The sequence below is a fragment of the Frigoribacterium sp. CFBP 13712 genome, from assembly GCF_014842255.1.
GTDB lineage: Bacteria > Actinomycetota > Actinomycetes > Actinomycetales > Microbacteriaceae > Frigoribacterium.
The window spans coordinates 17447-41881 of record NZ_JACYVH010000001.1; the positions used below are offsets into that span (position 1 = coordinate 17447).

At 71.2% G+C, this 24435-nt stretch carries 20 protein-coding genes; 4 read left to right on the plus strand and 16 right to left on the minus strand.

The window, feature by feature from the left end; translation table 11 throughout:
• Positions 1 to 85: 85 nt before the first annotated feature.
• The 9 genes from IFT51_RS00100 to dusB all read right to left on the minus strand — a co-directional run bounded on the left by IFT51_RS00100 (position 86) and on the right by dusB (position 12329).
• Positions 86 to 1084 (minus strand): NAD(P)-dependent oxidoreductase, encoded by a 999-nt coding sequence (locus IFT51_RS00100; RefSeq protein WP_192057921.1) that lies wholly within the window; start codon positions 1082 to 1084, stop codon positions 86 to 88.
• A complete protein-coding gene (locus IFT51_RS00105) occupies positions 1081 to 1932 on the minus strand; it encodes an ATP-binding cassette domain-containing protein (protein ID WP_244636757.1) in 852 nt (283 codons plus the stop codon). The genes IFT51_RS00100 and IFT51_RS00105 overlap by 4 nt, the downstream gene beginning before the upstream one ends.
• Positions 1932 to 3605, minus strand: a complete 1674-nt coding sequence (locus tag IFT51_RS00110; RefSeq protein WP_192059177.1) for a dipeptide ABC transporter ATP-binding protein — start codon at positions 3603 to 3605, stop codon at positions 1932 to 1934. Before IFT51_RS00110 ends, IFT51_RS00105 begins: the two co-directional genes overlap by 1 nt.
• A 101-nt stretch (positions 3606 to 3706) precedes the next feature.
• On the minus strand, positions 3707 to 4747 hold the full coding sequence (locus IFT51_RS00115; protein ID WP_192057922.1) for an ABC transporter permease: 1041 nt from the start codon (positions 4745 to 4747) through the stop codon (positions 3707 to 3709).
• A gap of 2 nt (positions 4748 to 4749) precedes the next feature.
• Entirely contained in the window at positions 4750 to 5847 is a 1098-nt protein-coding gene (locus tag IFT51_RS00120; RefSeq protein ID WP_192057923.1) for an ABC transporter permease subunit, read from the minus strand.
• A gap of 120 nt (positions 5848 to 5967) precedes the next feature.
• On the minus strand, positions 5968 to 7590 hold the full coding sequence (locus IFT51_RS00125; protein WP_192057924.1) for an ABC transporter substrate-binding protein: 1623 nt from the start codon (positions 7588 to 7590) through the stop codon (positions 5968 to 5970).
• A gap of 250 nt (positions 7591 to 7840) precedes the next feature.
• Complete coding sequence (gene dnaG, locus IFT51_RS00130; protein WP_192057925.1) at positions 7841 to 9748, minus strand: DNA primase; 1908 nt, start codon at positions 9746 to 9748, stop codon at positions 7841 to 7843.
• Positions 9749 to 9823: 75 nt separating this feature from the next.
• Complete coding sequence (locus IFT51_RS00135; protein ID WP_192057926.1) at positions 9824 to 11110, minus strand: deoxyguanosinetriphosphate triphosphohydrolase; 1287 nt, start codon at positions 11108 to 11110, stop codon at positions 9824 to 9826.
• A gap of 61 nt (positions 11111 to 11171) precedes the next feature.
• Entirely contained in the window at positions 11172 to 12329 is a 1158-nt protein-coding gene (gene dusB / locus IFT51_RS00140) for a tRNA dihydrouridine synthase DusB (protein ID WP_192057927.1), read from the minus strand.
• Between the two features lie 15 nt (positions 12330 to 12344).
• Here dusB and IFT51_RS00145 point away from each other — a divergent pair, with 15 nt between their 5' ends.
• Entirely contained in the window at positions 12345 to 12821 is a 477-nt protein-coding gene (locus tag IFT51_RS00145) for an aminoacyl-tRNA deacylase (protein ID WP_192057928.1), read from the plus strand.
• Positions 12822 to 13036: 215 nt separating this feature from the next.
• Here the strand turns inward: IFT51_RS00145 and IFT51_RS00150 are convergent, their stop codons facing one another.
• The 4 genes from IFT51_RS00150 to IFT51_RS00165 form a co-directional block, all read right to left on the minus strand.
• Positions 13037 to 13696 (minus strand): DsbA family protein, encoded by a 660-nt coding sequence (locus tag IFT51_RS00150; RefSeq protein WP_192057929.1) that lies wholly within the window; start codon positions 13694 to 13696, stop codon positions 13037 to 13039.
• Complete coding sequence (locus tag IFT51_RS00155; protein WP_192057930.1) at positions 13693 to 14832, minus strand: glycyl-tRNA synthetase; 1140 nt, start codon at positions 14830 to 14832, stop codon at positions 13693 to 13695. Before IFT51_RS00155 ends, IFT51_RS00150 begins: the two co-directional genes overlap by 4 nt.
• A 614-nt stretch (positions 14833 to 15446) precedes the next feature.
• Positions 15447 to 16832, minus strand: coding sequence for a glycine--tRNA ligase (locus tag IFT51_RS00160; RefSeq protein ID WP_243216380.1), 1386 nt, complete (start codon positions 16830 to 16832; stop codon positions 15447 to 15449).
• 79 nt (positions 16833 to 16911) lie between these two features.
• Positions 16912 to 17982 carry an aminotransferase class V-fold PLP-dependent enzyme gene (locus IFT51_RS00165; protein WP_192057932.1) on the minus strand — a complete coding sequence of 357 codons (1071 nt, stop codon included), beginning with the start codon at positions 17980 to 17982 and terminating at the stop codon, positions 16912 to 16914.
• Positions 17983 to 18063: 81 nt separating this feature from the next.
• Here IFT51_RS00165 and IFT51_RS00170 point away from each other — a divergent pair, with 81 nt between their 5' ends.
• The gene (locus IFT51_RS00170) at positions 18064 to 19014 is read left to right on the plus strand and encodes a LysR family transcriptional regulator (RefSeq protein WP_192057933.1); all 951 of its coding nucleotides are present in this window, start codon (positions 18064 to 18066) and stop codon (positions 19012 to 19014) included.
• Positions 19015 to 19047: 33 nt separating this feature from the next.
• Complete coding sequence (locus IFT51_RS00175) at positions 19048 to 19701, plus strand: hypothetical protein (protein ID WP_192057934.1); 654 nt, start codon at positions 19048 to 19050, stop codon at positions 19699 to 19701.
• A gap of 65 nt (positions 19702 to 19766) precedes the next feature.
• Here IFT51_RS00175 and IFT51_RS00180 read toward each other — a convergent pair whose 3' ends face one another.
• Positions 19767 to 20561 (minus strand): isoprenyl transferase, encoded by a 795-nt coding sequence (locus IFT51_RS00180; protein WP_192057935.1) that lies wholly within the window; start codon positions 20559 to 20561, stop codon positions 19767 to 19769.
• On the minus strand, positions 20558 to 21349 hold the full coding sequence (gene recO / locus IFT51_RS00185; RefSeq protein WP_192057936.1) for a DNA repair protein RecO: 792 nt from the start codon (positions 21347 to 21349) through the stop codon (positions 20558 to 20560). Before recO ends, IFT51_RS00180 begins: the two co-directional genes overlap by 4 nt.
• Before the next feature lie 34 nt (positions 21350 to 21383).
• Between recO and IFT51_RS00190 the strand changes: the two genes are divergently transcribed.
• Entirely contained in the window at positions 21384 to 22046 is a 663-nt protein-coding gene (locus IFT51_RS00190) for a trimeric intracellular cation channel family protein (protein ID WP_192057937.1), read from the plus strand.
• 486 nt (positions 22047 to 22532) lie between these two features.
• On the opposite strand, the gene leuA is transcribed toward IFT51_RS00190, so the two are convergent.
• Positions 22533 to 24290, minus strand: coding sequence for a 2-isopropylmalate synthase (leuA, locus tag IFT51_RS00195; RefSeq protein ID WP_192057938.1), 1758 nt, complete (start codon positions 24288 to 24290; stop codon positions 22533 to 22535).
• Between the last annotated feature and the right edge of the window lie 145 nt (positions 24291 to 24435).

Sequence of the window (24435 nt, forward strand, 5' to 3'; positions counted from 1 at the left end):
AACTGCCTCAGACCGGAGCCTTCGACAGCGGACCCAACTGTAGCAAAGATTCGGGGGCGCATCGAACACGACGCGCCCCCGGGTCTCAGTAGCCGTCGGCCGGGTCGACGACCCCGGCGAAATCGCCGTCGCCGAGCAGTGCCCGCACGTTGTGCGTGATGCGCTCGGCGAGCAGCGGTGCCGTCATCTCGGGCGTGTCCGCCTGGTGCGGCGTCACGATGACCCGGGGGTCGCCCCAGAGCGGGTGACCGTCGGGCAGCGGCTCGGGCGCGGTCACGTCGACGCCCGCACCCCAGATCCGCTCGGCGCGGACGGCCTCGACCAGCCCCTCCGTGTCGACCAGGTCGCCCCGCGCGATGTTGACGACCACCGCGGTCGGCTTGAGCGACGCGAGACGCCGGCCGTCGAGCAGCCGCGACGTGCCCGACGTCGCCGCCGCCGCCAGCACGACGACGTCGGCCTCGGGCAGCACCTCGTCGATGCGGTCGACCGTGACGGTGCGTTCGACGCCCTCGACAGGCGTCTCGCCGCGACGGACGATCGTCACGCGGGTCTCGAAGGGCCCCAGCAGACGGACGAGTTCGAGCGCGATGCCTCCGGCGCCCACGATCACGACGTTCTTGCCGTAGAGCGACAGCCCGCGCTGCTCGGTCTGCCAGCTCGTCGCCTGCACGCGCGACGGCACGACCCGCAGCAGCGAGAGCACGAGCATGAGCGCGTGCTCGGCGACGGGCTCCGAGAAGGCGCCCTTCGCGCTCGTCCAGAGCGGTCGCGGCGAGTCGGCGTAGCGGGCGAGCAGCTCGGAGAACGCGTCGACACCCGCGTAGGGCAGCTGCACCCACTCGATGCCCGGGTGCCGCTCGAGGGCCGCGGCGAGACCCTCGGGGTCGGTGTACGAGAGCCAGATCAGCCCCCGCGTCTCATCGCCCAGGGGGACGACGGCGGCGCCCCCGGCGCGCACGGCGTCGACGAAGCGCGGATTCTCGCGCGGCGCCAGGCTGACGGGCCCGGGCGACGGTCGCCGGTCGGCCGAGAGGCTCACGGTGGTCGTCGTCGCCCGGTGACCCCGGGTCGGCGCCGTCACGACTGATCCCGCTCGTCGGGGCGGATGATGTCGATCGGCGTTGTCGTCGAGAGGACCTTCACGTACGGGTCGACCCCGTCGCGCAGCACCTCGTCGATGGCCCCGAGCCCGACGACCCGCCCCGAGCGCATCACGGCGACGCGGTCGGTGATGGCCCGCGCCTCCGAGACGGACGACGTGACGACCAGCGCCGAGAACCGCCGGTCGCCGTGCAGGTTCTTGATGACGTCCAGCACCGCCTGCCGCACGAGCACGTCGACCCCGCGCGCGGGTTCGTCGGCCACGAGGAGGCGCGGCTCGAGCACCAGGGACCGCGCCAGGGCCACCCGCTGCCGCTGCCCGGAGCTCAGCTCCCAGGTCTGCTTGAGCATCGTGCCGAGCGGGAGGTGCACGGCGTCGATGAGGTCGGCGACGAGTCGGCCGGCCTCGGTGCGGTCGAACCGCTTGTCGCGCTGGTAGATGGGCTGGGCGATCGTCTCGCCGACGGTGAGGTCGGGGCTGAGCCGCTCGCCGTCGTCCTGGGCGAGATAGCCGACGGCACCCGAGAGACGGTCGCGCCGACGGGGCGACGATCGCAGCAGGTCGAGCCCGAACACGCGCGCGGCTCCCCCGACGATGCGCGGTCGACCCTCCGCCGGTCGCTCGGTGCCGACGAGCCCGGCCAGCGCCATGGCGAGCGTCGACTTGCCCGAGCCGCTCTCGCCGAGCACGGCCAGGATCTCGCCCGGCGCGATGGACAGCGTGACGCCGTCGACGGCCCGGACCGCCGGATGCCCGCTGCGCGCCGGGTACTCCAGAGAGAGGTCGTCGGTGGCGACCGGCGCGCCCATGTCGAGGTCGACGGCCATCAGGCGGCCCCTCCCGCGACGTCGCCGCGGGCCGCGGCGCGGTCGAGCTCGGCGAGCCGCTCGCGACGCGCGGCCTGCTCGATCGGATCGGGCACCGGCAGCGACGCCAGCAGGCGCTGCGTGTACGGGTGCTCGGGTGCGCCGAGCACCTGGTCGTTCGGCCCGCTCTCGATGAGGTCGCCGTGGTACAGCACGCCGATCCGGTCGGCGAGCATGTTGACGACGGCGAGGTCGTGGCTGATGAACAGCGCGGCGAAGCCGAGGTCGGTCTGCAGCTCTCGGAAGAGCTCGAGCACGCGCGCCTGCACCGAGACGTCGAGCGCGCTCGTCGGCTCGTCCGCGATCAGCAGCGCCGGCTCGAGGGCCAGCGACCGGGCGAGGCTCGCCCGCTGGCGCTGCCCGCCGCTGAGCTCGTGCGGGTAGCGGTCGCCGAACGCCTTGGGCAGCTGGACGGCCTCGAGCAGCTCGTCGACCCTCCGCCTCGCCGCTCGGGCGTCGCCCGCCCGGCCGTGCACGATCAGCGGCTCGGCGACGCACTCGGCGATGGTCAGCAACGGGTTGAAGCTCGACGCAGGGTCCTGGAAGACGAAGCCGATCTCGGCGCGCTTGGGCTTGAAGTCGCGCTCGTGCACGCCGTTCATCTCGATGCCGAGCACGTCGAGCGAGCCGCCCGTCACCGGGGTGAGACCCGCGATGGCCCGGCCGATGGTGGTCTTGCCCGAGCCGCTCTCTCCGACCAGGCCCAGCACCTCGCCACGGGCGATCGAGAAGTCGACGCCCTTGACGGCCCGGAAGCCGCCGCGCCCGAGACGGCCGGGGTACTCGATCTCGAGGCCCGTCGCCCGGACGACCACGTCACGGTCGGCCTCGGCGGCCTGGGTCTGCGCTCCGCGCGACTCGAGTCGGGGCACCGACCCGAGCAGTCGGCGCGTGTAGTCGTCCTTCGGCGACGCGAACAGCTCGGCCGACGACGCCTGCTCGACGACCTTGCCGAGGTACATGACCGCGACCCGGTCGGCGAGTTCGGCCACGACCCCCATGTTGTGGGTGATCAGCACGATCGCGGTGCCGAACTCGTCGCGCAGGTCGCGGAGCAGATCGAGGATCTCGGCCTGCACCGTGACGTCGAGCGCGGTGGTCGGCTCGTCGGCCACGATGACCGAGGGGTTCAGCACGAGCGCCATCGCGATGACGACGCGCTGCTTCTGACCGCCCGAGAACTGGTGCGGGTAGTAGTCGACCCGCTTCTCGGGCTCGGGGATGCCGACGCGACGGAGGATGTCGATGGCCCGACGCCGCGCCTCCTTCTTCTTGATCGCCCCGTGGGCGCGCAGCCCCTCGATGATCTGCCAGCCCACCGTGTAGACGGGGTTGAGGGCCGTCGAGGGCTCCTGGAAGACCATGGCGACGTCGCGACCGCGCATCGCGCGCATCGTCGACGGCGTCACCTCGAGGACGTTCCGCCCCGAGAGCAGCACCGCGCCGGTCGCGACGGCGGTCTCGGGCAGCAGACCCAGGATCGTCTTCGCGGTCACCGTCTTGCCGCTGCCGGACTCGCCGACGATGGCGAGCACCTCACCGGCGCGGACGTCGAGCGTGACGCCCTGCACGGCCGCGACGTCGCCGCCGTCGGTCGCGAAGGTGACCTCGAGGCCGCTGATGCCGACCGCGATGTCGCGGGCCTCGCGGGGCAGGCCGTGACCGGCGTGGCGGACCGGAGCCGCGCCTCCTCGGCCCGGACCGTCGGAGCGGCCCGTCGTGTCAGTCGTGTCGCTCACGCGGGGACCTCCTCGGCGGCGACCGCAGGGGTCGCCGTGTCGTTCTTCGTCTTGCGGCGGGCCCGACGGCGGGTCCGGAGGCGCGGGTCGGCCAGGTCGTTCAGGCTCTCGCCCACGAGGGTGATGCCGAGCACCATGAGCACGATCGCGGCGCCCGGGAAGACGCCCGTCCACCAGATGCCGCTCGCGGTGTCGCTGAGCGCGCGGTTGAGGTCGTAGCCCCACTCGGCCGCCGAGGTCGGCCCGATGCCGAACCCGAGGAACCCCAGCGCGGCGAGCGTGAGGATCGCCTCGGACGCGTTCAGCGTGAGGATCAGCGGCAGGCTGCGCGTGGAGTTGCGCAGCACGTGCTTGAACATGATGCGCGGCGTGCTGCTGCCGACGACCTTCGCCGACTCGACGAAGGCCTCGCTCTTCAGCCGGACGGCCTCCGCCCGCACGACACGGAAGTACTGCGGCACGTAGACGACCGTGATCGAGATGCCGGCCGAGACGATCCCGCCCCAGAGGCTCGACTGACCGCCGCTGATCACGATCGAGACGACGATGGCGAGCAGCAGCGACGGGAAGGCGTAGACGGCGTCGGCGATGACGACGAGCACCCGGTCGAGCCAGCCGCCGAGGTAGCCCGAGACGAGACCGAGGGCCACGCCGATCGTGATCGAGAGCACGACGGCGACGACCACGACGGCGATCGCGGTGCGCGTGCCCCAGACCACCCGGCTGAAGACGTCGTAGCCGCCGACGGTCGTGCCCCAGAGGTGCATGGCCGACGGCGGGGCCTGACGGGTGAAGGTGCCCGCGTCGTCGCCGAGCTGGCCGAAGCCGTACGGGGCGATGAGCGGGGCGAACACGGCCGTGAGCAGGAAGACGGCGCAGATGACCACGCCCGCGACGAGCATGCCGCGCTGCAGGCCGACCGACCGGCGCAGCTGCGCGACGATCGGGAGGCGCTTCCAGAGCGGGGCGCGACGGTCGGCGAGGACGCCGGTTCCGGTGGTGCTGGTGGTGCTGGAGGTGCTGCCGGAGTCGGTCATGGTCAGTACCTCACACGGGGGTCGATCAGGGCCGCGATGACGTCGACCAGGAAGTTCGTGACGGCGACGATCACCGCCAGGACGGCGACGATGCCCTGCACCGCGATGAAGTCGCGGGCCGAGAGGTACTGCTGCAGCTGGAAGCCGAGCCCGCGCCAGCCGAACGTCGTCTCGGTCAGCACCGAGCCGCCGAGCAGCATCGCGATCTGCAGACCCATCACCGTGATGATCGGGATCAGCGCGGGCTTCAGGGCGTGCTTCCGCACCAGGCGGAGCTCGCTGACGCCCCGCGAACGGGCGGCGTCGATGTAGTCGGAGCCCAGGGTGCCGATCACGTTCGTGCGCACCAGACGCAGGAAGATGCCGGCGGTGAGCAGTCCGAGGGTGAGGGCCGGGAGCACCGCGTGCGAGAGCACGTCGACGATGATCGTGCTGTTGCCGGTGCGTAGGGCGTCGATCAGGTAGATGCCCGTCGGGCTCTCGATCCGTCCGAGGGCGATGCCGACGCGCGTCGAGGCGCGACCGCCCAGCGGGAACCAGCCCAGCCAGACCGAGAACGTGAGCTTCAGCAGCAGACCCGCGAAGAACACCGGGGTGGCGTAGGCGAGGATCGCGAGGATGCGGAGGATCGCGTCGGGCCAGCGGTCGCGCACGTACGCGGCCAGCATGCCGAGCGGGATGCCGATCACCAGCGCGATGATCAGCGCGTAGAAGACGAGCTCGACGGTCGCCGAGCCGTAGGTCACGATGACCTCGCTGATCTGGCGGTTGTCGGTCGCGGTGGTGCCGAAGTCGAGCCGGACGATCTGCCCGAGGTACTCGAGGTACTGGACGATGATCGGGCGGTCGTAGCCTGCGGCGGCGAGGCGCTCCTGCAGCTGGGCCTCGGTGAGGCGGCCCCCGACGGAGGCGGTGATCGGGTTCCCGACGACCCGCATCAGGAAGAAGACCAGGGTGACCAGGATGAAGACGGTAGGGATGATGAGGAGCGCGCGGACCACGAGGTAGCGACCGAATCCTCCGCCGGGACGACGTCGTCGCACGGTGGGGTCGGGGGTGGGCGGCCCGCTCGCGAGGGGGGCCTCGATGAGCGACGTCACGGGGGGTGCCTTTCAGGGGTGAGGGCGACGCACGACGCGCGAAAGGGCGTCCCGCACCATGGCGGGACGCCCCTCGCGTGTCAGGCGTCGTGGAACATGTTCGCTCGCGCGATCAACCGGTCAGCGGCTGAGCGCTGCGTAGCGGAACTTGAACGACGGGTCGAGCGTGTCGTCGACACCCTGCACGTCGCTCTGCGAGACGACGACCTGCGTGCCCTGCAGCAGCGGCAGCGTGGGCAGGTCGTTCGCGACGACGTCCTGGATCTGACCGATGATCTCGGTGCGGGCGGCCTCGTCGGACTCCGCGATCTCGGCGGCGAGCAGACCCTGCACCTGGGCGGAGTCGTAGTGGTTGCCCACGAAGTTGTCCTTCACGAAGAACGGCGACAGGTAGTTGTCGGCGTCCGAGAAGTCCGGGAACCAGCCGAGCTGGTACACGGGGTAGGCGTCTTCGCGGCGCTCGGTGCTGTAGGTGTCCCACAGGGTCGACTGCAGGTTGACCTCGAACAGGCCGCTGGCCTGCAGCTGCGTCTGGATCAACGCGTACTCCTCGTCGCTCGAGGCGCCGTAGTGGTCGGGGCTGTACTGAAGGTCGATCGAGACCGGGGTCTCGATGCCGGCCGCCGAGAGCTTCTCGGTCGCGGCGTCGACGTCGGGCCCGCCCTCGCCGTCGCCGTAGAGCGACTCGAGCGGCTTCGTCGCGCCGGTCAGGCCGTCGGGGACGACCGAGTAGAGCGGCGTGTACGTGTCGTTGTAGACCTCGCTCGCGAGAGCGTCGCGGTCGACCGTGTCGGCGATGGCCTGACGGACGGCCAGGGCCTTCTCGGCGTCGGCGTCGGTCTGCGTGGCACCGAAGGGCATCGTGTTCAGGTTGAACACCAGGTAGCGGATCTCGCCGCCGGGGCCGTTGTGCACCGTCAGAGCGTCGTCCTTCGCCAGGTCGGCGAGGTCGGTCGGGCTGAGGCTGCGGTTGGCGACGTCGACGTCGCCCTCCTGCACAGCGAGCTTCAGATCGGTCTCTTCGGTGTAGTAGGTCGCGAGGATCGAATCGGTCTTCGCCGCGCCGAGCACGCCGTCGTACGCGTCGTTCGCCTCGTAGGCGATCGTCTCGTTCTCGGAGTAGTCGGTGATCGAGTACTGACCCGAGAACGCGTCGGCCGCGACGATGTCGTCGGCGGGCGTCAGCTCGGTGGCCGAGAAGACCTCTTCGTCGACGATCGGCGAGGCCGGGCTCGACAGGATCTGGGGCCAGGTCTGATCGGCGCCGTTCAGCGTGAAGACGACGGTGCTGTCGTCGGGGGTCTCGACGCTCGCCAGGTTGCCGAGCAGCGACGACGGCCCGTTGGGGTCGGCGATCGCCAGCTGGCGGTCGAACGTGAACTTGACGTCGCTCGCGGACAGCTCGTTGCCGTTCGCGAAGGTCAGGTCGGGCTTCATCGTGACCGTGTACGTGACCGGGTCGGTGAACTCGGCCGACTCGGCGAGGTCGGGCTCGACGTCGGGGCTGCCGTAGGGCGAGTTCATGAGGAACCCGAAGACCTGGTTCTGCACGGCGAACGAGCCGTTGTCGTACGAGCCGGCCGGGTCGAGGGAGGTGATGACGTCGGTCGTGCCGACGCTGATGCCGTCGAGAGCAGAGTCGGCGTCACCGCCCGAGGCGCAGCCGGCGAGGATGAGGGTGGTGGCAGCGGCGCCACCGACGACGGCGAGTGCGCGTCGTCCGAGCTTGGAGTCGGATGTCATATCCGGTTACCTCTTTCTCTGTGTGCAAGGAGACCCCGCGGGCACGGCTGTGTTCGCGCCCGATTCGGGGTGGATCCATTGGTAACACACACCGGACTCGCGGCCCTACTCCTCGCGGAAGTGTTTACAGGCCCGCAATGAACCTTTGCCACGTGGTCCGCGTCGTGCTTTTCGGCCTGTTCAGAGCGTGGTTCGACGGGCGGGCGGATGTATGCGCATCCATGCTGCTGCCGCTGCCGCTGCCGTCGGGCTACTCCTGCCGGACGACCCGGCGCTCGTCCTCGAGCTGGACGATGCGCAGCTGGATCTCGCGGTGACGCGCGGGGTCGGCCTTCGCGTCGGTGCGCAGCAGCTGGCCCATCGCCTCGGCCTTCTCTCGGAGGATGTCGCGCTCGACCAGCGACGAGACGATGCCGCGGCAGTACGTGGTGATCTCGCGACCCTCCCGCTCGGGGATCGGCGCGACGGCCAGCTCCTTCGCGAGGACGTCGAACGGCGCCGGCGTCTGGTCGAGCACGGCGTCCAGCCAGTCGCTCGCCTCGAGCCGGTCGAGACTGACGCCGATGGCGTCGCGGACCACCGAGAGCGCGCTGTTCTCGAGCCGGGCCCGGGCCGCACGCTGCATCAGCGTCAGACCGACGGCGGCCGGCTGCTGCAGCATCGCCATCAGGGCGTCGCGTTCGGTGCGGGTCGTCAGGTCGGACGGCAGAGTCAGCAGGGTCGGGCCCGCGGGCTCATCAGGCAGCGGCGGAAGACTCGTGATCGACTGCGGTCCGTCGGAGGCGTCGTGCGGCTTGGCGCGCTCGAGGGAGTTCTGGCTCGCCGTCGCCTTCGCGACCTCCTGATACGCCGCCACGACCTCGTCGGTGTCGACGCCCACCCACTTCGCCAGCATCCGCGCGTAGCCGCGCTGCAGCGACTGCTCGCGCATCGTCGCCAGCACCGGGGCACCGGCCCGGACCGCACCGGCACGACCTTCGACGGTCTCGAGGTCGAACTCGTCGATCACCCGACGGATCATGAACTCGAACAGCGGGCGCTTCGTCTCGACCAGACGGCGGACGGCGTCGTCGCCACGGTTGAGTCGCAGGTCGCACGGGTCGAGGCCGTCGGGGGCGACCGCGACGAACGTCTGGGCCGAGAAGCGCTGCTCTTCGGCGTAGGCCCGCGAGGCGGCGCGCTGCCCCGCCTCGTCGGGGTCGAACGTGAAGATGACCTCGCCGCTCGCCGAGGTGTGGGCCCCGCCGACGTCGCCCAGCATCGGCCGCAACAGCTTGATGTGGTCGACGCCGAACGACGTGCCGCAGGTCGCGACGGCCGTCGTCACCCCCGCCAGATGGCAGGCCATCACGTCGGTGTAGCCCTCGACGATGACGACCTGCTTGCCCTTCGAGATGTCCCGGCGGGCAAGATCGAGACCGTAGAGCACCTGCGACTTGTGGTAGATCGGCGTCTCGGGTGTGTTGAGGTACTTGGGGCCCTTGTCGTCGTCGAGCAGACGCCTCGCCCCGAAGCCGATCGTCGAGCCCGTGACATCGCGGATCGGCCAGAGCAGACGACCCCTGAACCGGTCGTACGGACTGCGGTCGCCGCTGCTCAGCAGACCGGCCGCCACGAGCTCGTCGTCGCTGAAGCCGCGGCCCTTGAGGTGGCCGCGCAGGGCGTCGAACGACTTCGGCGCGAAACCGACCCCGAAGCGCTCCGCCGCGGCGGGGTCGAAGCCCCTCTCGCCGAGGAACCGCCTCGCGGGGTCGGCGTCGGACGCCGTCAGGTGCTCGACGAAGAACTCGCGCGCGCCCTCGTTCGCGGCGATGAGGCGCGCCCGGTTGCCGTGGTCGCTGGCCTGACCACCGTCTTCGTAGTGCAGCTCGAAGCCGATCTTCGACGCCAGACGCTCGACGGCCTCCTGGAAGGTCGTGTGGTCCATCTTCTGGACGAAGCTGAAGACGTCGCCGTCCTCACCGCAGCCGAAGCAGTGATATCGACCCACCTGCGGACGCACGTGGAAGCTGGGGCTGCGCTCGTCGTGGAACGGGCAGAGGCCCTTCATCGACCCGACACCGGCACCCTTCAGGGTGACGTGATCGGAGACCACGTCGACGATGTTCGTGCGCGAGCGGACCTCGTCGATGTCGTTTCGTTTGATCAGGCCGGGCACGTGTCGATTGTAGGTCGCGCGGCTGACACCGGCGGTCGCTCACGGGTGCCGACCCGTGCCTCCTCGGCTCGGGGGTCAGCTGGGGAGGACGAGTCGCGCATGCCAGGCGGTGGCGCTCTGGTCGGTCAGCGAGGCCACCTGGTCGACGACGACGCGACGACGGGCGGAGTCGTCGGCGGCTGCAGCCCAGTCGGCCGCGAACCCGGGGTCGAGCTCGGATGGCCCGGCCGCCCAGAGCGCGTCGGCGAGACCCGTCAGCAGCTCGCGCTGGTTCTGGTAGATCGGCTGCCGCGTGCCGTGCGTCATGACGAAGGCCGCGACGATCCCCTTGAGGACGGCGATCTCGCCGATCACCTCGGGCGGCACCACCATGCTCGCGCTGAACCGGGTCAGACTCTTCTCGGAGTACGACTCGCGAGTCGACTGGGTCGCCGCACCGGCGAAACGACCGATCAGCTGGCTGGTCAGGTTCTTCAGCCGCGCCTGGTCGAGGCGCCCGCCGTCGTAGGAGTCGACCCAGAACGGCTGCGCGCGGAGGCGGTCGAACGCCTCGACGAGCTCGTCGCGACTGAGTTCGCCGCCGACCCACTCGTGCATGGCCGTCACGAGATCGTCGTGCCCGTCGCTCGAACCGAGCGTCGCGACGTCGACGTAGCCGTTCACCACGGCGTCCTCCAGGTCGTGCACCGAGTAGGCGATGTCGTCGCTGAGATCCATCACCTGGGCCTCGATGCAGCGGCGGCGGCGCGGCGCACCGGCCCGCAGCCAGCCGAACGCCTCGGTGTCGTCGTCGTAGAAGCCGAACTTCATCCGCCCGCCGGGGTCGGGCACGCCCTGCGCGGCGGGCCACGGGTACTTGCAGCTCGCGTCGAGGCTCGCCCGCGTCAGGTTCAACCCGTAGCTGCGGCCGGACCCGTCGATGACCTTCGGCTCGATGCGCGTCAGCAGTCGCAGGGTCTGGGCGTTGCCCTCGAAGCCGCCGATGCCGACGGACCAGTCGTTCAGCGCCTTCTCGCCGTTGTGCCCGAACGGCGGGTGCCCGAGGTCGTGCGCGAGGCAGGCCGTGTCGACCACGTCGGGGTCGAGACCGAGACTGGTCGCCAGCTCGCGACCGACCTGCGCGACCTCGAGCGAGTGGGTCAGCCGGTTGCGCGCGAAGTCGAGACCCGCGGTCGGGCTGAGCACCTGCGTCTTCGCCGCCAGACGCCGGAGCGCACTCGAATGCAGCAGCCGCGCCCGATCACGCGCGAAGTCGCTGCGCCGGTTCGAGTGCTGCTCGGGCAGCCACCGCTCGGAGTCGGCGGGCTCGTACCCCGCGGACGTGCTCGGGGCGGACTCGGTGGACGCGGCTTCGGTGGACACCGGGGCCTTTCGATCGGGAGGGGCGGAGGCGAAGGAGGCGCGGGTCGGGACCCTGCGCGGGTCACCCCCCGCTGTGGTGCAGCTCGGCTGCCGCCAGCTCGGCCTTGAACGCCTCGTCGAGGTCGCGGCTCTCGAGCCAGCGGTCAGGCAGCGCCGGACGCTTGGGGCTGCCGGCTCGACCCCGAGGGCCCTCCGCCGCTGCGCCCGGGTAGAGCTCGGCGGCGTCCATGGTGGCCAGAAGGTCGTCGATCTCGGCCAGCGAGTCGGCGAGAGCGAGCGCGGAGCGCACCTCGCCGCCGACGGGATAGCCCTTGAAGTACCACGCGACGTGCTTCCGCATGTCGCGGCAGGCGCGGCCCTCGTCGCCCGACCAGAACTCGACCATGAGCTCGGCATGACGCCGGAAGGCCCGGCCGACCTCGCCGAGCGTGGGCTCGGCCTTCAGATCTTCGCCCCGGAACGCCGCGGCCAAGTCGCCGAACAGCCACGGACGCCCGAGGCAGCCGCGCCCCACGACGACCCCGTCGCACCCGGTCTCGTCGACCATGCGGAGGGCGTCGGCGGCCGACCAGATGTCGCCGTTGCCGAGGATCGGGACGTCGGTGACGGTCTCCTTCAACGTGGCGATGGCCGACCAGTCGGCCGTGCCCGAGTAGAAGTCGGCCGCCGTGCGAGCGTGCAGGGCGATGCTCGCCACGCCGGCGCCCTGAGCGGCCTTCGCGGCCTCCAGGTACGTGAGGTGGTCGGAGTCGATGCCCTTGCGCATCTTGATGGTCAGCGGGATGTCGCCCGCCGCCGACACCGCCCGCTCGACGATCTCGCGGAACAGACCCGTCTTCCAGGGGAGAGCGGAACCGCCGCCCTTGCGTGTGACCTTCGGGACGGGGCAGCCGAAGTTCAGATCGATGTGATCGGCGCGGTCTTCGGCCACGAGCATCGTGACAGCCTCGGCGACGGTGTTCGGCTCGACACCGTAGAGCTGGATGCTGCGCGGCGTCTCGGACTCGTGGTGCTGGATGAGACGCATCGACTCGGGCGTCCGCTCGACGAGCGCACGACTGGTGATCATCTCGCTGACGTAGAGACCGGCACCGTACTCGCGGCACAGACGGCGATAGGCCGTGTTCGTGATGCCCGCCATCGGAGCGAGCACGACGGGCGAGGCGACCTCGATCGGACCGATCGACAGGCCACGGGAGGGCAGAGTGGAAATGGACATCGGTACGATTCTCCCATGAGCGACGGCGGACCGACAGGACGACAGCGGGTCGAGGTGGATGCCGCGGCGCACGGCGTGGCTGTGGAGGTCGTGTCGCGACCGGAGGCCGACAGTCTCGAGGCGGCGGCGGATCTACTCGGGCTGACCCCGTCGGACATCGTCAAGAGCCTCGTCGTGAAACGACACGACGGCTCGTTCCTCTTCGCCCTGGTGCCCGGCGACCGTCAGATCTCGTGGTCGAAGCTGCGCGCCGTCGTCGGCGTCAACAAGCTGTCGCTCCCCCGCCCCGAGATCGCCCTCGAGGCCACCGGTTACGAACGCGGAACCATCACCCCGCTCGGCAGCACGACGGCCTGGCCCGTCTACGCCGACGAGCGCATCGTCGGACTCCGCGTCGCCCTGGGCGCGGGCGAGCACGGCTACAGCGCGTTCGTCGACGCCGACGCCCTGATAGCCGGGTACGACGCGACCGTGGCGGACATCAGCGACTGACGCCGCGCCTCCTCGGCTGGCGACCTGGTCTCGTGCCGGTCAGCGGACGGGCAGCAGGCAGGCATCACCCTCGCAGGCCACCGCGTCGGGGGCGCCCAGCATCGTGAACATCGGCGCGGGGGCGGCCGCCGCTGGGGTGGCCGCCGCTGGGGTGGCCGCCGCAGCAGACGGCTCCCCGCTCGACTGCGACTGCGGGGCTGCAGTGGCGCGGTCGGTCACGCTGAGACCTCCGCGCCCACCTGCTGGAGGGCCTGGAGGAACATCTCGGGCGCCTGGGCCCCCGAGATGCCGTACTTGCCCTCGAGCACGAAGAACGGGACCCCCGTGATGCCGAACGCCTGCGCCTGGGCCTGGTCGGCTCGGACGTCGGGTTCGAAGCGCCCGTCGTCGAGGGCGGCACGGGCGGCGTCGGCGTCGAGACCGACCTCCGTGGCGAGGTCGACCAGCTCGTCGATGCGCCCGAGGTGGCGGCCCTCCTCGAAGTAGGCGGCGAGCAGGCGCTCCTTCATCTCGCGCTGCAGGCCGTTCGCCTTCGCGAAGTGCAGGAGCTCGTGCGCCTTGACGGTGTTCGTATGACGCAGCTTGCCGAAGTCATACCGGAGACCCACCTCGGCGGCGATCCGGGTGACGTTGTCGAGCATCCCCTGCACCTGATCGGCGGGCATGCCCTTGTGGTCGGCGAGGAACTGCACCTCGTCGCCCTCGAAGTCGACGGGGGTGTCGGGCGAGAGCTCGAACGAGTGGTACACGACCTCGACGGGGCCGCCGTAGCGCGCCACCGCGTCTTCGAACTTGCGCTTGCCGATGAAGCACCAGGGGCAGGCGATGTCGGACCAGATGTCGACCTTCACGGCCCGGTTCTGCGTATCAGTCACACGGGCCGAACCATCGGGCCGCGCCCTGCATTCCCGCGCCGGGGCGCGCCCTGCTGCGGCTGCGCGCCCGGTGTCGGCTGCGCGCCCTGCTCCGGCTGCGCGCCCTGCTCCGGCTGCGCGCCCGGTGTCGCCGCCCTTGGCGCCGAGAGTCGCGCCGCCACCGGCCGCACCTGTCTCCCGTGGGGCGACGGTTGCCGTCTGCGGCGCCTCGGGCTCCTGCCGAGGCGCCACTTCCTCCGGCCTCTCCCCGGCAGCACCCGCGGCAGAGAGGCCTCACCGACCTCGAAGCCATCGGGTGCCCGGAGGGGCTGCGACGTCAACGCGTCGACGACAGCGGCGACCAGCGGCCACCGGTCTCGAACCATCGAGGTGCTGGCACGCATCGGGAGGAATCCCGCGAGGATCATGGTCGCGTCTTTCAGGCGGTCCTTGTCGAAACGGGATGCGTGGGTCTCGCGACCGTCCGTCTCGAGCGCCACCACCCCGTCGACGACGATGTCGATGCGCTCCCCACGGGGGCCCACCGGCACCTGCCTCCGGATCTCTCGCCCGGCGAGCCGCAGTCGCGTCCCCGCGGCGCTCTCCAGGATGCTCTCCGCCCGGCCATCGCTCCATTCGGCCAGACCGGCTGCGTCGGCTCTCCTGCGCGAGAGCACCTCTCGGGCGTCGTCGTCGTCGACGAGAACGCCTCGCTGACGTGCCCAGTCGACGAGGATGACGGCGTCCTCCAGGCTGTCGGCCTCGACCACGGCCCGCGCGAGCGCGTCTCGGGGGTCCACCGACCAGGTCGTCCCGCGCGTCGAGAGCTCGACGGGATCCCAGGCCACCCTCACGCCCCTTCTGCGACGGAGTCGAGAGGCGGACTCTGGGACCGAGACGGTGATCTTCGGCCGATGCCACATCCACGCACCCAGTTGATGGAGCGCCGAGGCGCCGGTGAGTCGACCGCCTACGGCGACCGCGATGTACCGCGGGTCGTCCGGCTTCCAGGTCGAGTACCAGCCGCGCCTCGGTCTGCGGACTCCGCCGAAGCGGACAGCGGCGGTCAGGTGCCGGTCGGTGGCCCCTTCGGCGACGAGGGCGTCTTTGTGGAGTAGCCCGCCGTGAGCGGAGACGAGTTCGGCGATCGTGGTCATGACGCGATGCTGCTGCCGTGGCGGGCCTCAGTGCCCCGACTCAGCCCACAGCTGTGGACGGAGTGCCGGGATGGGCGACTGTGGAGGAATCTCCGCCAAAGCCGCTCAGCGACGCGACCCCGATCCCGACCCGCCGGTCGGCAACTCCTGCTCGCTGCCGCTCGCCGGGGCGACACGCCGTTCGGCTGCGGCGTGAGCTGCACACAGGAGGAGTTGCCGACGCGAGATGCCGTCTCGGCGGACGGGGCCGGACGCTCGCCCGGGGCTGTCGTTCGAGTTGCAGGTTCGTGCGCCCACTGCGCGGTCGGGATTCGGTTGGAAAGGGTTGCCGCCGCTCCGACAGCCTCCGCCGTCGGCAACTCCTGCGTGTCGCGCCCGAAGCGCCGTCCTCGGTGGCTCGAGAGGCGCCGCGGCGCAGCAAGCAGGAGTTGCCGACACACGGGGCGGCGCCGGGCGGGGGTGGCGCCGGCAGCGGGCAGCGCTGCGCCGGCCGGAGGGCGGCGGGGCACGGGCCGCAGGGGCGACAGGGCCGCGGGGGCGGCAGGGCCGCGGGGGCGCCGGCCGCGGGGGCGGCAGGGCGGCGGGGGCGGGCCGGGCCCGCCCCCGCGCGACCGCTAGCTGCCGAGCAGCTGCTCGGCCAGGTACCCGCGCAGCTGCGCCAGCGGCATCCGCTGCTGCTCCATGGTGTCGCGCTCGCGCACCGTGACCGCGTCGTCGTCCAGCGAGTCGAAGTCGACGGTGACGCAGAACGGCGTGCCGATCTCGTCTTGACGGCGATAGCGGCGACCGATGGCGCCGGCGTCGTCGAAGTCGATGTTCCAGTACTTGCGCAGGTCGGCGGCGAGCTCGCGTGCCAGCGGCGAGAGCCGTTCGTTGCGGCTCAGCGGCAGCACGGCGACCTTGATCGGCGCCAGCCGGCGGTCGAGCTTCAGCACGGTGCGCTTGTCGACGCCGCCCTTGGCGTTGGGCGCCTCGTCTTCGGTGTACGCGTCGACCAGGAACGCCATGAGCGAGCGGGTCAGACCGGCCGCCGGCTCGATGACGAACGGGGTCCAGCGCTCGTTCTTGGCCTGGTCGAAGTACGAGAGGTCTTTGCCCGAGGCGGCGGCGTGGGTCTTGAGGTCGTAGTCGGTGCGGTTCGCGACGCCCTCGAGCTCGCCGAACTCGCCGCCCGCGAAGCGGAAGCGGTACTCGATGTCGACGGTGCGCTTGGAGTAGTGCGACAGCTTCTCGGCGGCGTGCTCGTACAGGCGGAGGTTCTCGGGGTCGATGCCGAGGTCGACGTACCACTGGAAGCGCTGGTCGATCCAGTACTGGTGCCACTCTTCATCCGTGCCGGGCTCGACGAAGAACTCCATCTCCATCTGCTCGAACTCGCGGGTGCGGAAGATGAAGTTGCCGGGGGTGATCTCGTTGCGGAAGCTCTTGCCGATCTGGCCGATGCCGAACGGGGGCTTGATGCGCGACGACTGCAGGATGTTGTCGAAGTTCGTGAAGATGCCCTGAGCAGTCTCGGGGCGAAGGTACGCCATCCCCTGCTCGTTGTCGACCGGGCCGAGGAACGTCTTGAGCAGACCCGAGAAGTTCTGCGGCTCCGTCCACGAGCCGGGCTGGCCGGTCTCGGGGTCGCGGACGTCGGCGAGGCCGTTCTCGGGCGGGTGTCCGTGCTTGGCCTCGTAGGCCTCGAGCAGGTGGTCGGCCCGGTAGCGCTTGTGGGTGTGCAGCGATTCGACGAGCGGGTCGCTGAAGACCTCGACGTGCCCCGAGGCCTCCCACACCTGGCGCGGCAGGATGACGGCCGAGTCGAGACCGACCACGTCGTCGCGCCCCTGCACCATCGTCTGCCACCACTGGCGCTTGATGTTCTCCTTCAGTGCCACGCCGAGGGGCCCGTAGTCCCACGCCGACCGGGACCCGCCGTAGATCTCTCCCGACTGGAAGACGAACCCGCGGCGTTTGGCCAGGGCGATGACGGAATCGAGACGGTTGGGTGCTGCCACGTGTGATGCTCCGATTGTGTTGAGGCCCGAGCTGGATGCCCGGTCGGCCGAGGTACCCGGCAACTCTAGCCGCCGCCCCTCAGGCGCGGAGCGCCCGCACGACCGCCTCGACGTCCTCCTCATCGTTCCAGAGGTGGAACGCGATCCGCACCCGACCGGCGCGCCCCGACGCCGTCAGCCCCGCCGCGGCGAGCGACACGAGGTCGGCCCCCGGGTCCACCCAGGTGACGATCGCCTGGCCCTGCCGCGGGAGGTCGAGTCGGTCGCAGAGCAGATCGCCCAGGCCGGAGGCGCGGCGCCAGACCTCGGCCGTGTCGAGCGACGCGAGGGCCCGCAGCGCCGGCAGAGCCCCGACCCACGCGGGCCAGGCCGGCGACACGTCGAATGCGCGGGCGTCCGACGCGAGCTCCATGGTCGGCCCGTAGCAGGACCCCCAGACCGACTCCCCCGCGTACCACCCCGCCTGGACCGGCCGGAGGCGCGGCGCGGCGCTCTCGGACACCGTCAGGAACGCCGCCCCTCGCGGACTGCACAGCCACTTGTACCCGTGGCACACCGTCAGGTCGTACCGCCCGGCGTCGATCGGCAGCACCCCTGCGGCCTGGGTCGTGTCGCAGAGCGTGAGCGCACCGTGCCGCCCCGCCGCGGCGACGATCGCCCGGTCGTCGGCCACGGCGCCCGTCGCCGACTGGATCGCCGACCAGGCCACCAGCCAGGTCGCCGCCGAGACCGACGACGCGAGCTCGGCGAGCGGCACGCTCCGCACCCGCACGCCGCGATGCCGCTGCTGCAGGAAGGGGAAGACCATCGAGCTGAAGTCGCCGTCGACGCAGAGCACCTCGGCGCCGTCGGGCACGGCGGCCGCGACGACGGCGACCATCGCCGACGTCTGGGAGCCGATGGCGACGCGAGCGGCGGGGACGGCGACGAGCGCGGCGTAGGCGACCCGCGCCTCCTCGACGACCGCTCCGTACTCGATCGGCGAGGTGCCGCCCGTCCGCCACGACTCGAGGTCGAGGCGCTGGGCCTCGAGCGTCGCGAGCATCGGCAGACCCATCGTGCACGCCGCGAGGTAGCCGGTGCGGGGCGCGAACGACCGCGTCGCCTCGACGAGAGCGGGCGACCAGGAGGAGCGGGTCGAGTCGGTCATGCCCCCAGACTCCTCGCCCCGCACCCCCAAGACAACCACCGACGTCGTTCCGATCTCATAACCCCGGGTTATGGTTCGGACATGAGCGACGACCTCGATCTGCAGACGCTCCGCGTGGTGCGGGCCCTCGCCGACACGGGCACGATCACCGCCGCGGCCGCCCGGCTGGGCTACAGCCAGCCCGCCGTGAGTCAGCATCTGCGCCGCGCCGAGGCCCGTGTCGGGCACCCGCTGGTGCTCCGCACGGGACGCGGCGTCACCCTCACCGAGGCCGGCGCCCGTCTCGCCGAGCACGCCGTGCACGTGCAGGCCGCCCTCGACGCCGCCCGGCAGGAGCTCGACCGGCTCGGCGGGGCCGCCTCGGGACGCGTGCGACTGACCGGGTTCCCCAGCGCCTCCTCGACGATCGTGCCCGACGTGCTCGCGCGACTCCGGCACGAGCACCCGGGTCTGCAGGTGACCTACGTCGAGGCCGAGCCGCCCGAGGCCCTCGCGGCGCTCCGCGACGGCAGGGCCGACGTCGCCCTGGTCTTCAGCCACCCCGGGTCGACCACCGCCGGCCGCGATCTCGACGGGCTCAGCGAACGCGACGTGTACCTCGACCGCACCGTGCTGGTGCTGCCCGCCGACCACCCGTTCGCCGACGGGTCGCCCTTCGCCGACCTCGCCGACGAGCGGTGGATCGGCGGCTGCCCCCGGTGCCGCGGGCACCTCCTCGCGACCTGCGCGGCCGAGGGCTTCACGCCCGAGATCGTGCTGGAGACCGACAACGCGCTGGCCGTGCTCGGGCTCGTCGCCGCGCGCATGGGCGTCGCCCTGCTGCCGAGGCTCTCGCTGCAGGCGGCGGCGCTGCCGAGCGCCGTCCGCGTGGTCGACCTGCCCGACCAGATGGGGCGTCGCATCGCCGTCGTGCACCGGTCCGGTGCCCGGCGGGTGCCCAGCGTCCGTGCGCTCACCGGGGCGATCGCGGCTCTCGACCCGCGCCTCCACGGCCTCACCGCCCTGAGCGGCCCCCGATCGGACGCGGGTTAGGCTGACCGGACGACTTCGGGAAGGTGTCTGCACGTGCGGAGAAGAGTGCTCGCCTCGGCGGCCGTGGTCGTCACCACGCTCGTGGCCCTGACCGGCTGCTTCGCCGACCTCGACTCGCTCGAGCCCGTCGGCGGCGGACCCTCCGGAGGCGCGGCGACGGCTCCCCCGCAGCCCCAGGTCACCGGGGCGCCCGGCACCGGCGGCGGCACCGCACCCGACGACCTCGCGCCCGGCGGCACGCTGCTCAACCAGGTCAACTACAGCGACCTGACGATCTACATCTACGACGTCGGCCGCCTGACGACGGAGGCGCCGTCGATCTACGCGCGCCCCGACGGCACCGACCCCTACCCGACCGGCACGGAGGTCGTCGCGACCGCCTACGTGCTGACGAACAACTCGCAGCAGCGTCTCGACCTCACCGATCTCAGCGCCGACTACTCGTCGTACGGCAACGACCTCGCCACCCAGGACGTCTTCGCGGGCCGCGACCTGCTCACCGGCCTCGGGTACGAGACCGAGCTCGACGCGCAGTTCCCCGCCGATGCGGCGACCTGGTACCTGCTGCCGGGCGAGTCAGTCGTGTTCGCCAACGCGTGGTTCCACCGCGACGCCGACGGGCCGTTGACGCTGCAGTTCCTCTGGCCGGCCGAGCGGATCTTCCTGGGCGCGAACATCCAGTTCTGAGCTCGGGTGGTCGGGGTGCCGGGCGGTCGGGGCGCCGGGCTTCAGGTCGTCGGCGCGTCGGCGCGTCAGGCGGTCGGCGCGTCGATCGCCCCGCCGAAGCGCCGCGACCGGGCGGCGTAGGTCGTGACGGCCTCCCACAGGTCGGTGCGCGTGAAATCGGGCCACAACCGGTCGAGGAACACCATCTCGGCGTAGGCCGACTGCCAGAGCAGGAAGTTGCTCGTCCGCTGCTCGCCCGAGCTGCGGACGAAGAGGTCGACGTCGGGCAGATCGGCCGTGTAGAGGTGCTTCTGGATGAGCTTCTCGCTCACGCCGGAGGGCTTGATGCGACCGGCGGCCACGTCTTCGGCGATGGCCCGGACGGCGTCGGCGATCTCCGTACGACCGCCGTAGTTGACGCACATCGTGAGCGTCAGCACGTCGTTGCCGCGGGTGAGCTCCTCGGCGTACTGCAGCTCTTTGATGACCGAGCCCCAGAGCCGGGGTCTGCGGCCGGCCCAGCGGACACGGACGCCCCAGGCGTTCAGCTGGTCGCGCCTCCTGTGCAGGACGTCGCGGTTGAACCCCATCAGGAACCGCACCTCGTCGGGCGAGCGCTTCCAGTTCTCGGTCGAGAACGCGTAGACGCTGAGGTGCTTGACGCCCATCTGGATCGCCCCGGCGACGACGTCGAGCAGCGACATCTCGCCCGCCTTGTGGCCCTCCACCCGGGTGAGGCCCCTGCCGTTCGCCCACCGGCCGTTGCCGTCCATGACGATGGCCACGTGCCCGGGCACCGCTCCCTTCGGCAGCTCGGGAGGGTGGACGCCCGTCCAGTCGAGGGGTCGGTAGTCGGCCGCGTCGCGGTGCGTCTTCTTCACGGATGCCCTCCTGGGAGCGGGGTGCGGCCCGTCGGGGCCGAGGCGGTCACGGCGGCTCTCGCCGGCTCGCGATCGACGTGCTGGAGCGAACGGAGTCCCCGTTCGAGATGCCACTGGGTGTAGGCCGCCACGACGCCGCTGGCCTGGTTGCGCGTGCCCTCGGGCGCGGCGTCGGCGACCGCCCAGTCTCCCGTGAGCAGCGCCGACAACAGGGCCAGCGCCTCCTGGGTCAATCTGGGCGACCCGGGAGGCGCGTGGTCGTCCGCCACCACCCCGCCCAGCTGCACGACGAACGCCGAATGCGGCCCCGGCGCGCCCGTGACAGCGCAGTCGCCGAAGCTGGGCGACCACCCCGCCACGCTCAGTGCCCGGAGGAGGTACGAGTCGAGCGTCAGCTGCGGCGCGTGCTCGGCGCGCGACAACGACCGGAGCGCGCCGACCAGCAGGAGGTACTGCTGCAGACCCGCCTCGGCCTCCGTCAGCTTGTCGGCGGTCTCGACCATGACGCTGCCCGCCGTGTAGCTCGCGTAGTCACCCGCGATCACCGCCCCGTACGAGCCCAGCGACTCGGCCTGCTGCACGATGTCGAGCGAACGGCCCTCGTAGAGCTGCAGGTCGGCTACCATCATCGGCTCGAGACGGGCGCCGAACTTCGAGGCCGTGCGGCGGACGCCCTTCGCGACGGCCCGGATCTTGCCGTGGTTGCGGCTGAGCATCGTGAGGATGCGGTCGGCCTCGCCCAGCTTGTGGGTGCGCAGGATGACGCATTCATCGCGGTAGACGGGCACCCCTCCAGTATCCCCCGCGTGGTACAAACGTCGGATGCACGCCACAGCCTTCGCCGTACCTCTGTGGGTGGATCTTCTCGCGGTGGGCATCGGGAGCCTGCAGGGCGCCATGTTCGCCTCCGAGTTCAAAGACCGACGTCTCGATCTGCTCGGCGTCGCCATCATCGGCATCGCGACCGGGCTCGGCGGCGGCGTGCTGCGCGACGTGCTGCTCGGCGTCGTGCCCCGTGCCATGTCGAGCAACTGGTACCTGCTGGTGGCCGTGCTGGCGGCGATCCTCGGCATGGCGCTGCAACGCGTGTTCGACCGGCTGGCGGGCGTCATCACGGTGCTGGACGCCCTCACGATCGGGCTGCTGGGGGCCATCGGGTCGACCAAGGCGCTCGCCATGGGGATTCCGGAGATCCCCGCCGTGTTCGTGGGGGTGATCGCAGCCGTGGGCGGGTCGGTGCTGCGCGACCTCCTGATGAACCTCACGATCGCGATGATGCACGTGGGGTCGCTCTACGCGGTCGCGGCGGCCGCGGGCACCGGAGTGCTCGTCGTCGCCGTGAGCTTCGGCGCCCCCGTCGCCGTCGCCGCCGTCGTGGGCACCTCGGTGACGCTGGTCATCCGCATGCTCGCGGTGCGATTCGGCTGGACCCTGCCCGAGCAGCGCGCCCTCAGCAGGCTGCCCCGCTGGCGCCGCCCCCGCTGAGGCCCAGGGCCCGCCGGTCCCCCGCCGCCCCGCCGCCCTGCTGCCCTGCGGCACCGCGGCCCCGCCGCCGACCCGCGCCGCTACCCCGCTGCGTCGCCCCGCTACCCCGCGGCCCCGGTGCCCCGCGCCGACCCGCGCCTCCTCTCATAGCCTCGCGGGACAGCTACCCCGCGGCGTCGGCAACTCCTGCTCCTCGCGTCGGTCGACGTCAGCACCTCGGCGTGTCGGCGTCTCGACCGCAGCCGGCAGGAGTTGCCGACCGTGGCCGAACACCGAGGGACGCCGCGCGGCGTGCCGCAGCCCCGAGCGACGCATCCGCCGCCGGGCGGGCCCACGCGCCGACAACTCCTGCTCCGTGCAGCGATCCAGCCGCAGAGGCACCGTACGGGGCGGTGCATCCGCAGGAGGCAGGAGTTGCCGACACGGGAGCGTGCGACGGCAGGGTGGACCGACGACGAGCGGTGCGGCGGCGGAGAAGGGGGCGACTCAGGCGGAGGCGAGCTGGCGTGCCTCGACGCCACGGAGCGCGCGATTCACCGCCGAGACGATCGCCTTGAGCGACGCCGTCGAGATGTCGGCGTCGATGCCCACACCCCAGAGGCGCGTCCCGTCGACGTCCAGCTCGACGTAGGCCGCGGCCTGCGCGTCGCCGCTCGCGCTGAGCGTGTGCTCGACGTAGTCGTACAGCTTGACGCCGACTCCATGCGCCTCGAGGACGGAGATGAACGCGGCGATCGGCCCCGTGCCTCGTCCCGTGGTCGACTCGACGTCGTCGCCGATGCGCAGGTCGACGTCGAGCGCGGTCTCGCCGGTCAGGTCGCTCGACGTGCGGGTGCGGGTGAGCTCGAAGCGGCCCCACTTGTCGTCGGTCGAGTCGGCCGGCAGGTACTCGTCGCGGAAGATCGACCAGATGTTCGCGCTGGTCATCTCACCGCCTTCTTCGTCCGTGCGCGCCTGGACGACGCCGCTGAACTCGATCTGCAGCTTGCGGGGCAGATCGATGGCGTGGTCGGCCTTCAGCAGATAGGCGACGCCGCCCTTGCCGGACTGCGAGTTGACGCGGATGACCGCCTCGTAGCTGCGACCGAGGTCTTTCGGGTCGACCGGCAGATAGGGCACGGCCCAGGGCAGCTCGTCGACCGATACTCCGGCGGTCTCGGCCTCGGCGGCCATCGCCTCGAAGCCCTTCTTGATGGCGTCCTGATGCGAACCGGAGAACGCCGTGTAGACCAGGTCGCCGGCCCACGGGCTCCGCTCGTGGACGGGCAGCTGGTTGCAGTGCTCGGCGGTGCGCTTGACCATGTCGAGATCACTGAAGTCGATCTGCGGGTCGATCCCCTGCGTGAACAGGTTGATGCCCAGCGCGACGAGGTCCACGTTGCCGGTCCGCTCGCCGTTGCCGAAGAGGCACCCCTCGATGCGGTCCGCGCCGGCGAGGTAGCCCAGCTCGGCGGCGGCGATCCCAGTGCCGCGGTCGTTGTGCGGGTGCAGAGACAGGATGACGCTGTCGCGACGGGCGAGACGGCGGTGCATCCACTCGATCGAGTCGGCGTACACGTTCGGGGTCGCCATCTCGACGGTGGCCGGCAGATTGATGATCACGGGCCGAGCGGGCGTCGCGTCGAAGGCCTCGATGACCTGGTTGCAGATGTCGAGGGCGAAGTCGAGCTCGGTGCCCGTGTAGCTCTCGGGCGAGTACTCGTAGAAGACCGCGGTCTGCGGGATGCTCTTCTCGGCTTCGAGACACAGCCGGACGCCCTCCAGCGCGATGTCGATCACACCCTGCCGGTCGGTGCGGAACACGACGTCGCGCTGCAGGGCGCTGGTCGAGTTGTACAGGTGCACGATCGCCTGCTTCGCCCCGGCGATGGACTCGTAGGTGCGTGCGATGAGGTGCTCTCGTGCCTGGGTCAGCACCTGGATCGTGACGTCGTCGGGGATCGCGCCCTCGTCGATCAGGCTGCGCACGAAGTCGAAGTCGGTCTGCGAGGCGCTGGGGAACCCGACCTCGATCTCCTTGTAGCCCATGCCGACCAGCAGGTCGAACATGATGCGCTTGCGCTCGGGGCTCATCGGGTCGATCAGCGCCTGATTGCCGTCGCGCAGATCTACGGCGCACCAGCGAGGCGCCTCGGTGATTCGGGCGGACGGCCACGTGCGGTCGGGCAGGTCGACGGCGAACTGCTCGTGGAACGGGCGGTACTTGTGGATCGGCATGGCCGACGCGGTCTGGGTGTTCTTCATGGTCTCGAGCTCCTGGGCTTGCCGACAGTGTCAGCGCTTCGTTGGTCAGCCGACGACGAACTCCGCGACGAGGGAGGCCTGGGCTAGGACTCGTCGCGGCAGCTAAGGAGGAGCAGACCGAACAGCACAGGTCGAGGCTAGCACC

Bases quoted from the DNA above. Each gene is read 5' to 3' on its own strand.
- IFT51_RS00165 (WP_192057932.1), bottom strand. From the start codon at position 17,982: ATGACCGACTCGACCCGCTCCTCCTGGTCGCCCGCTCTCGTCGAGGCG.
- IFT51_RS00105 (WP_244636757.1), bottom strand. From the start codon at position 1,932: ATGGCCGTCGACCTCGACATGGGCGCGCCGGTCGCCACCGACGACCTC.
- IFT51_RS00170 (WP_192057933.1), top strand. From the start codon at position 18,064: ATGAGCGACGACCTCGATCTGCAGACGCTCCGCGTGGTGCGGGCCCTC.
- IFT51_RS00155 (WP_192057930.1), bottom strand. From the start codon at position 14,832: ATGACCACGATCGCCGAACTCGTCTCCGCTCACGGCGGGCTACTCCAC.
- dusB (WP_192057927.1), bottom strand. From the start codon at position 12,329: ATGTCCATTTCCACTCTGCCCTCCCGTGGCCTGTCGATCGGTCCGATC.
- IFT51_RS00145 (WP_192057928.1), top strand. From the start codon at position 12,345: ATGAGCGACGGCGGACCGACAGGACGACAGCGGGTCGAGGTGGATGCC.
- IFT51_RS00190 (WP_192057937.1), top strand. From the start codon at position 21,384: ATGCACGCCACAGCCTTCGCCGTACCTCTGTGGGTGGATCTTCTCGCG.
- leuA (WP_192057938.1), bottom strand. From the start codon at position 24,290: ATGAAGAACACCCAGACCGCGTCGGCCATGCCGATCCACAAGTACCGC.
- IFT51_RS00125 (WP_192057924.1), bottom strand. From the start codon at position 7,590: ATGACATCCGACTCCAAGCTCGGACGACGCGCACTCGCCGTCGTCGGT.
- IFT51_RS00115 (WP_192057922.1), bottom strand. From the start codon at position 4,747: ATGACCGACTCCGGCAGCACCTCCAGCACCACCAGCACCACCGGAACC.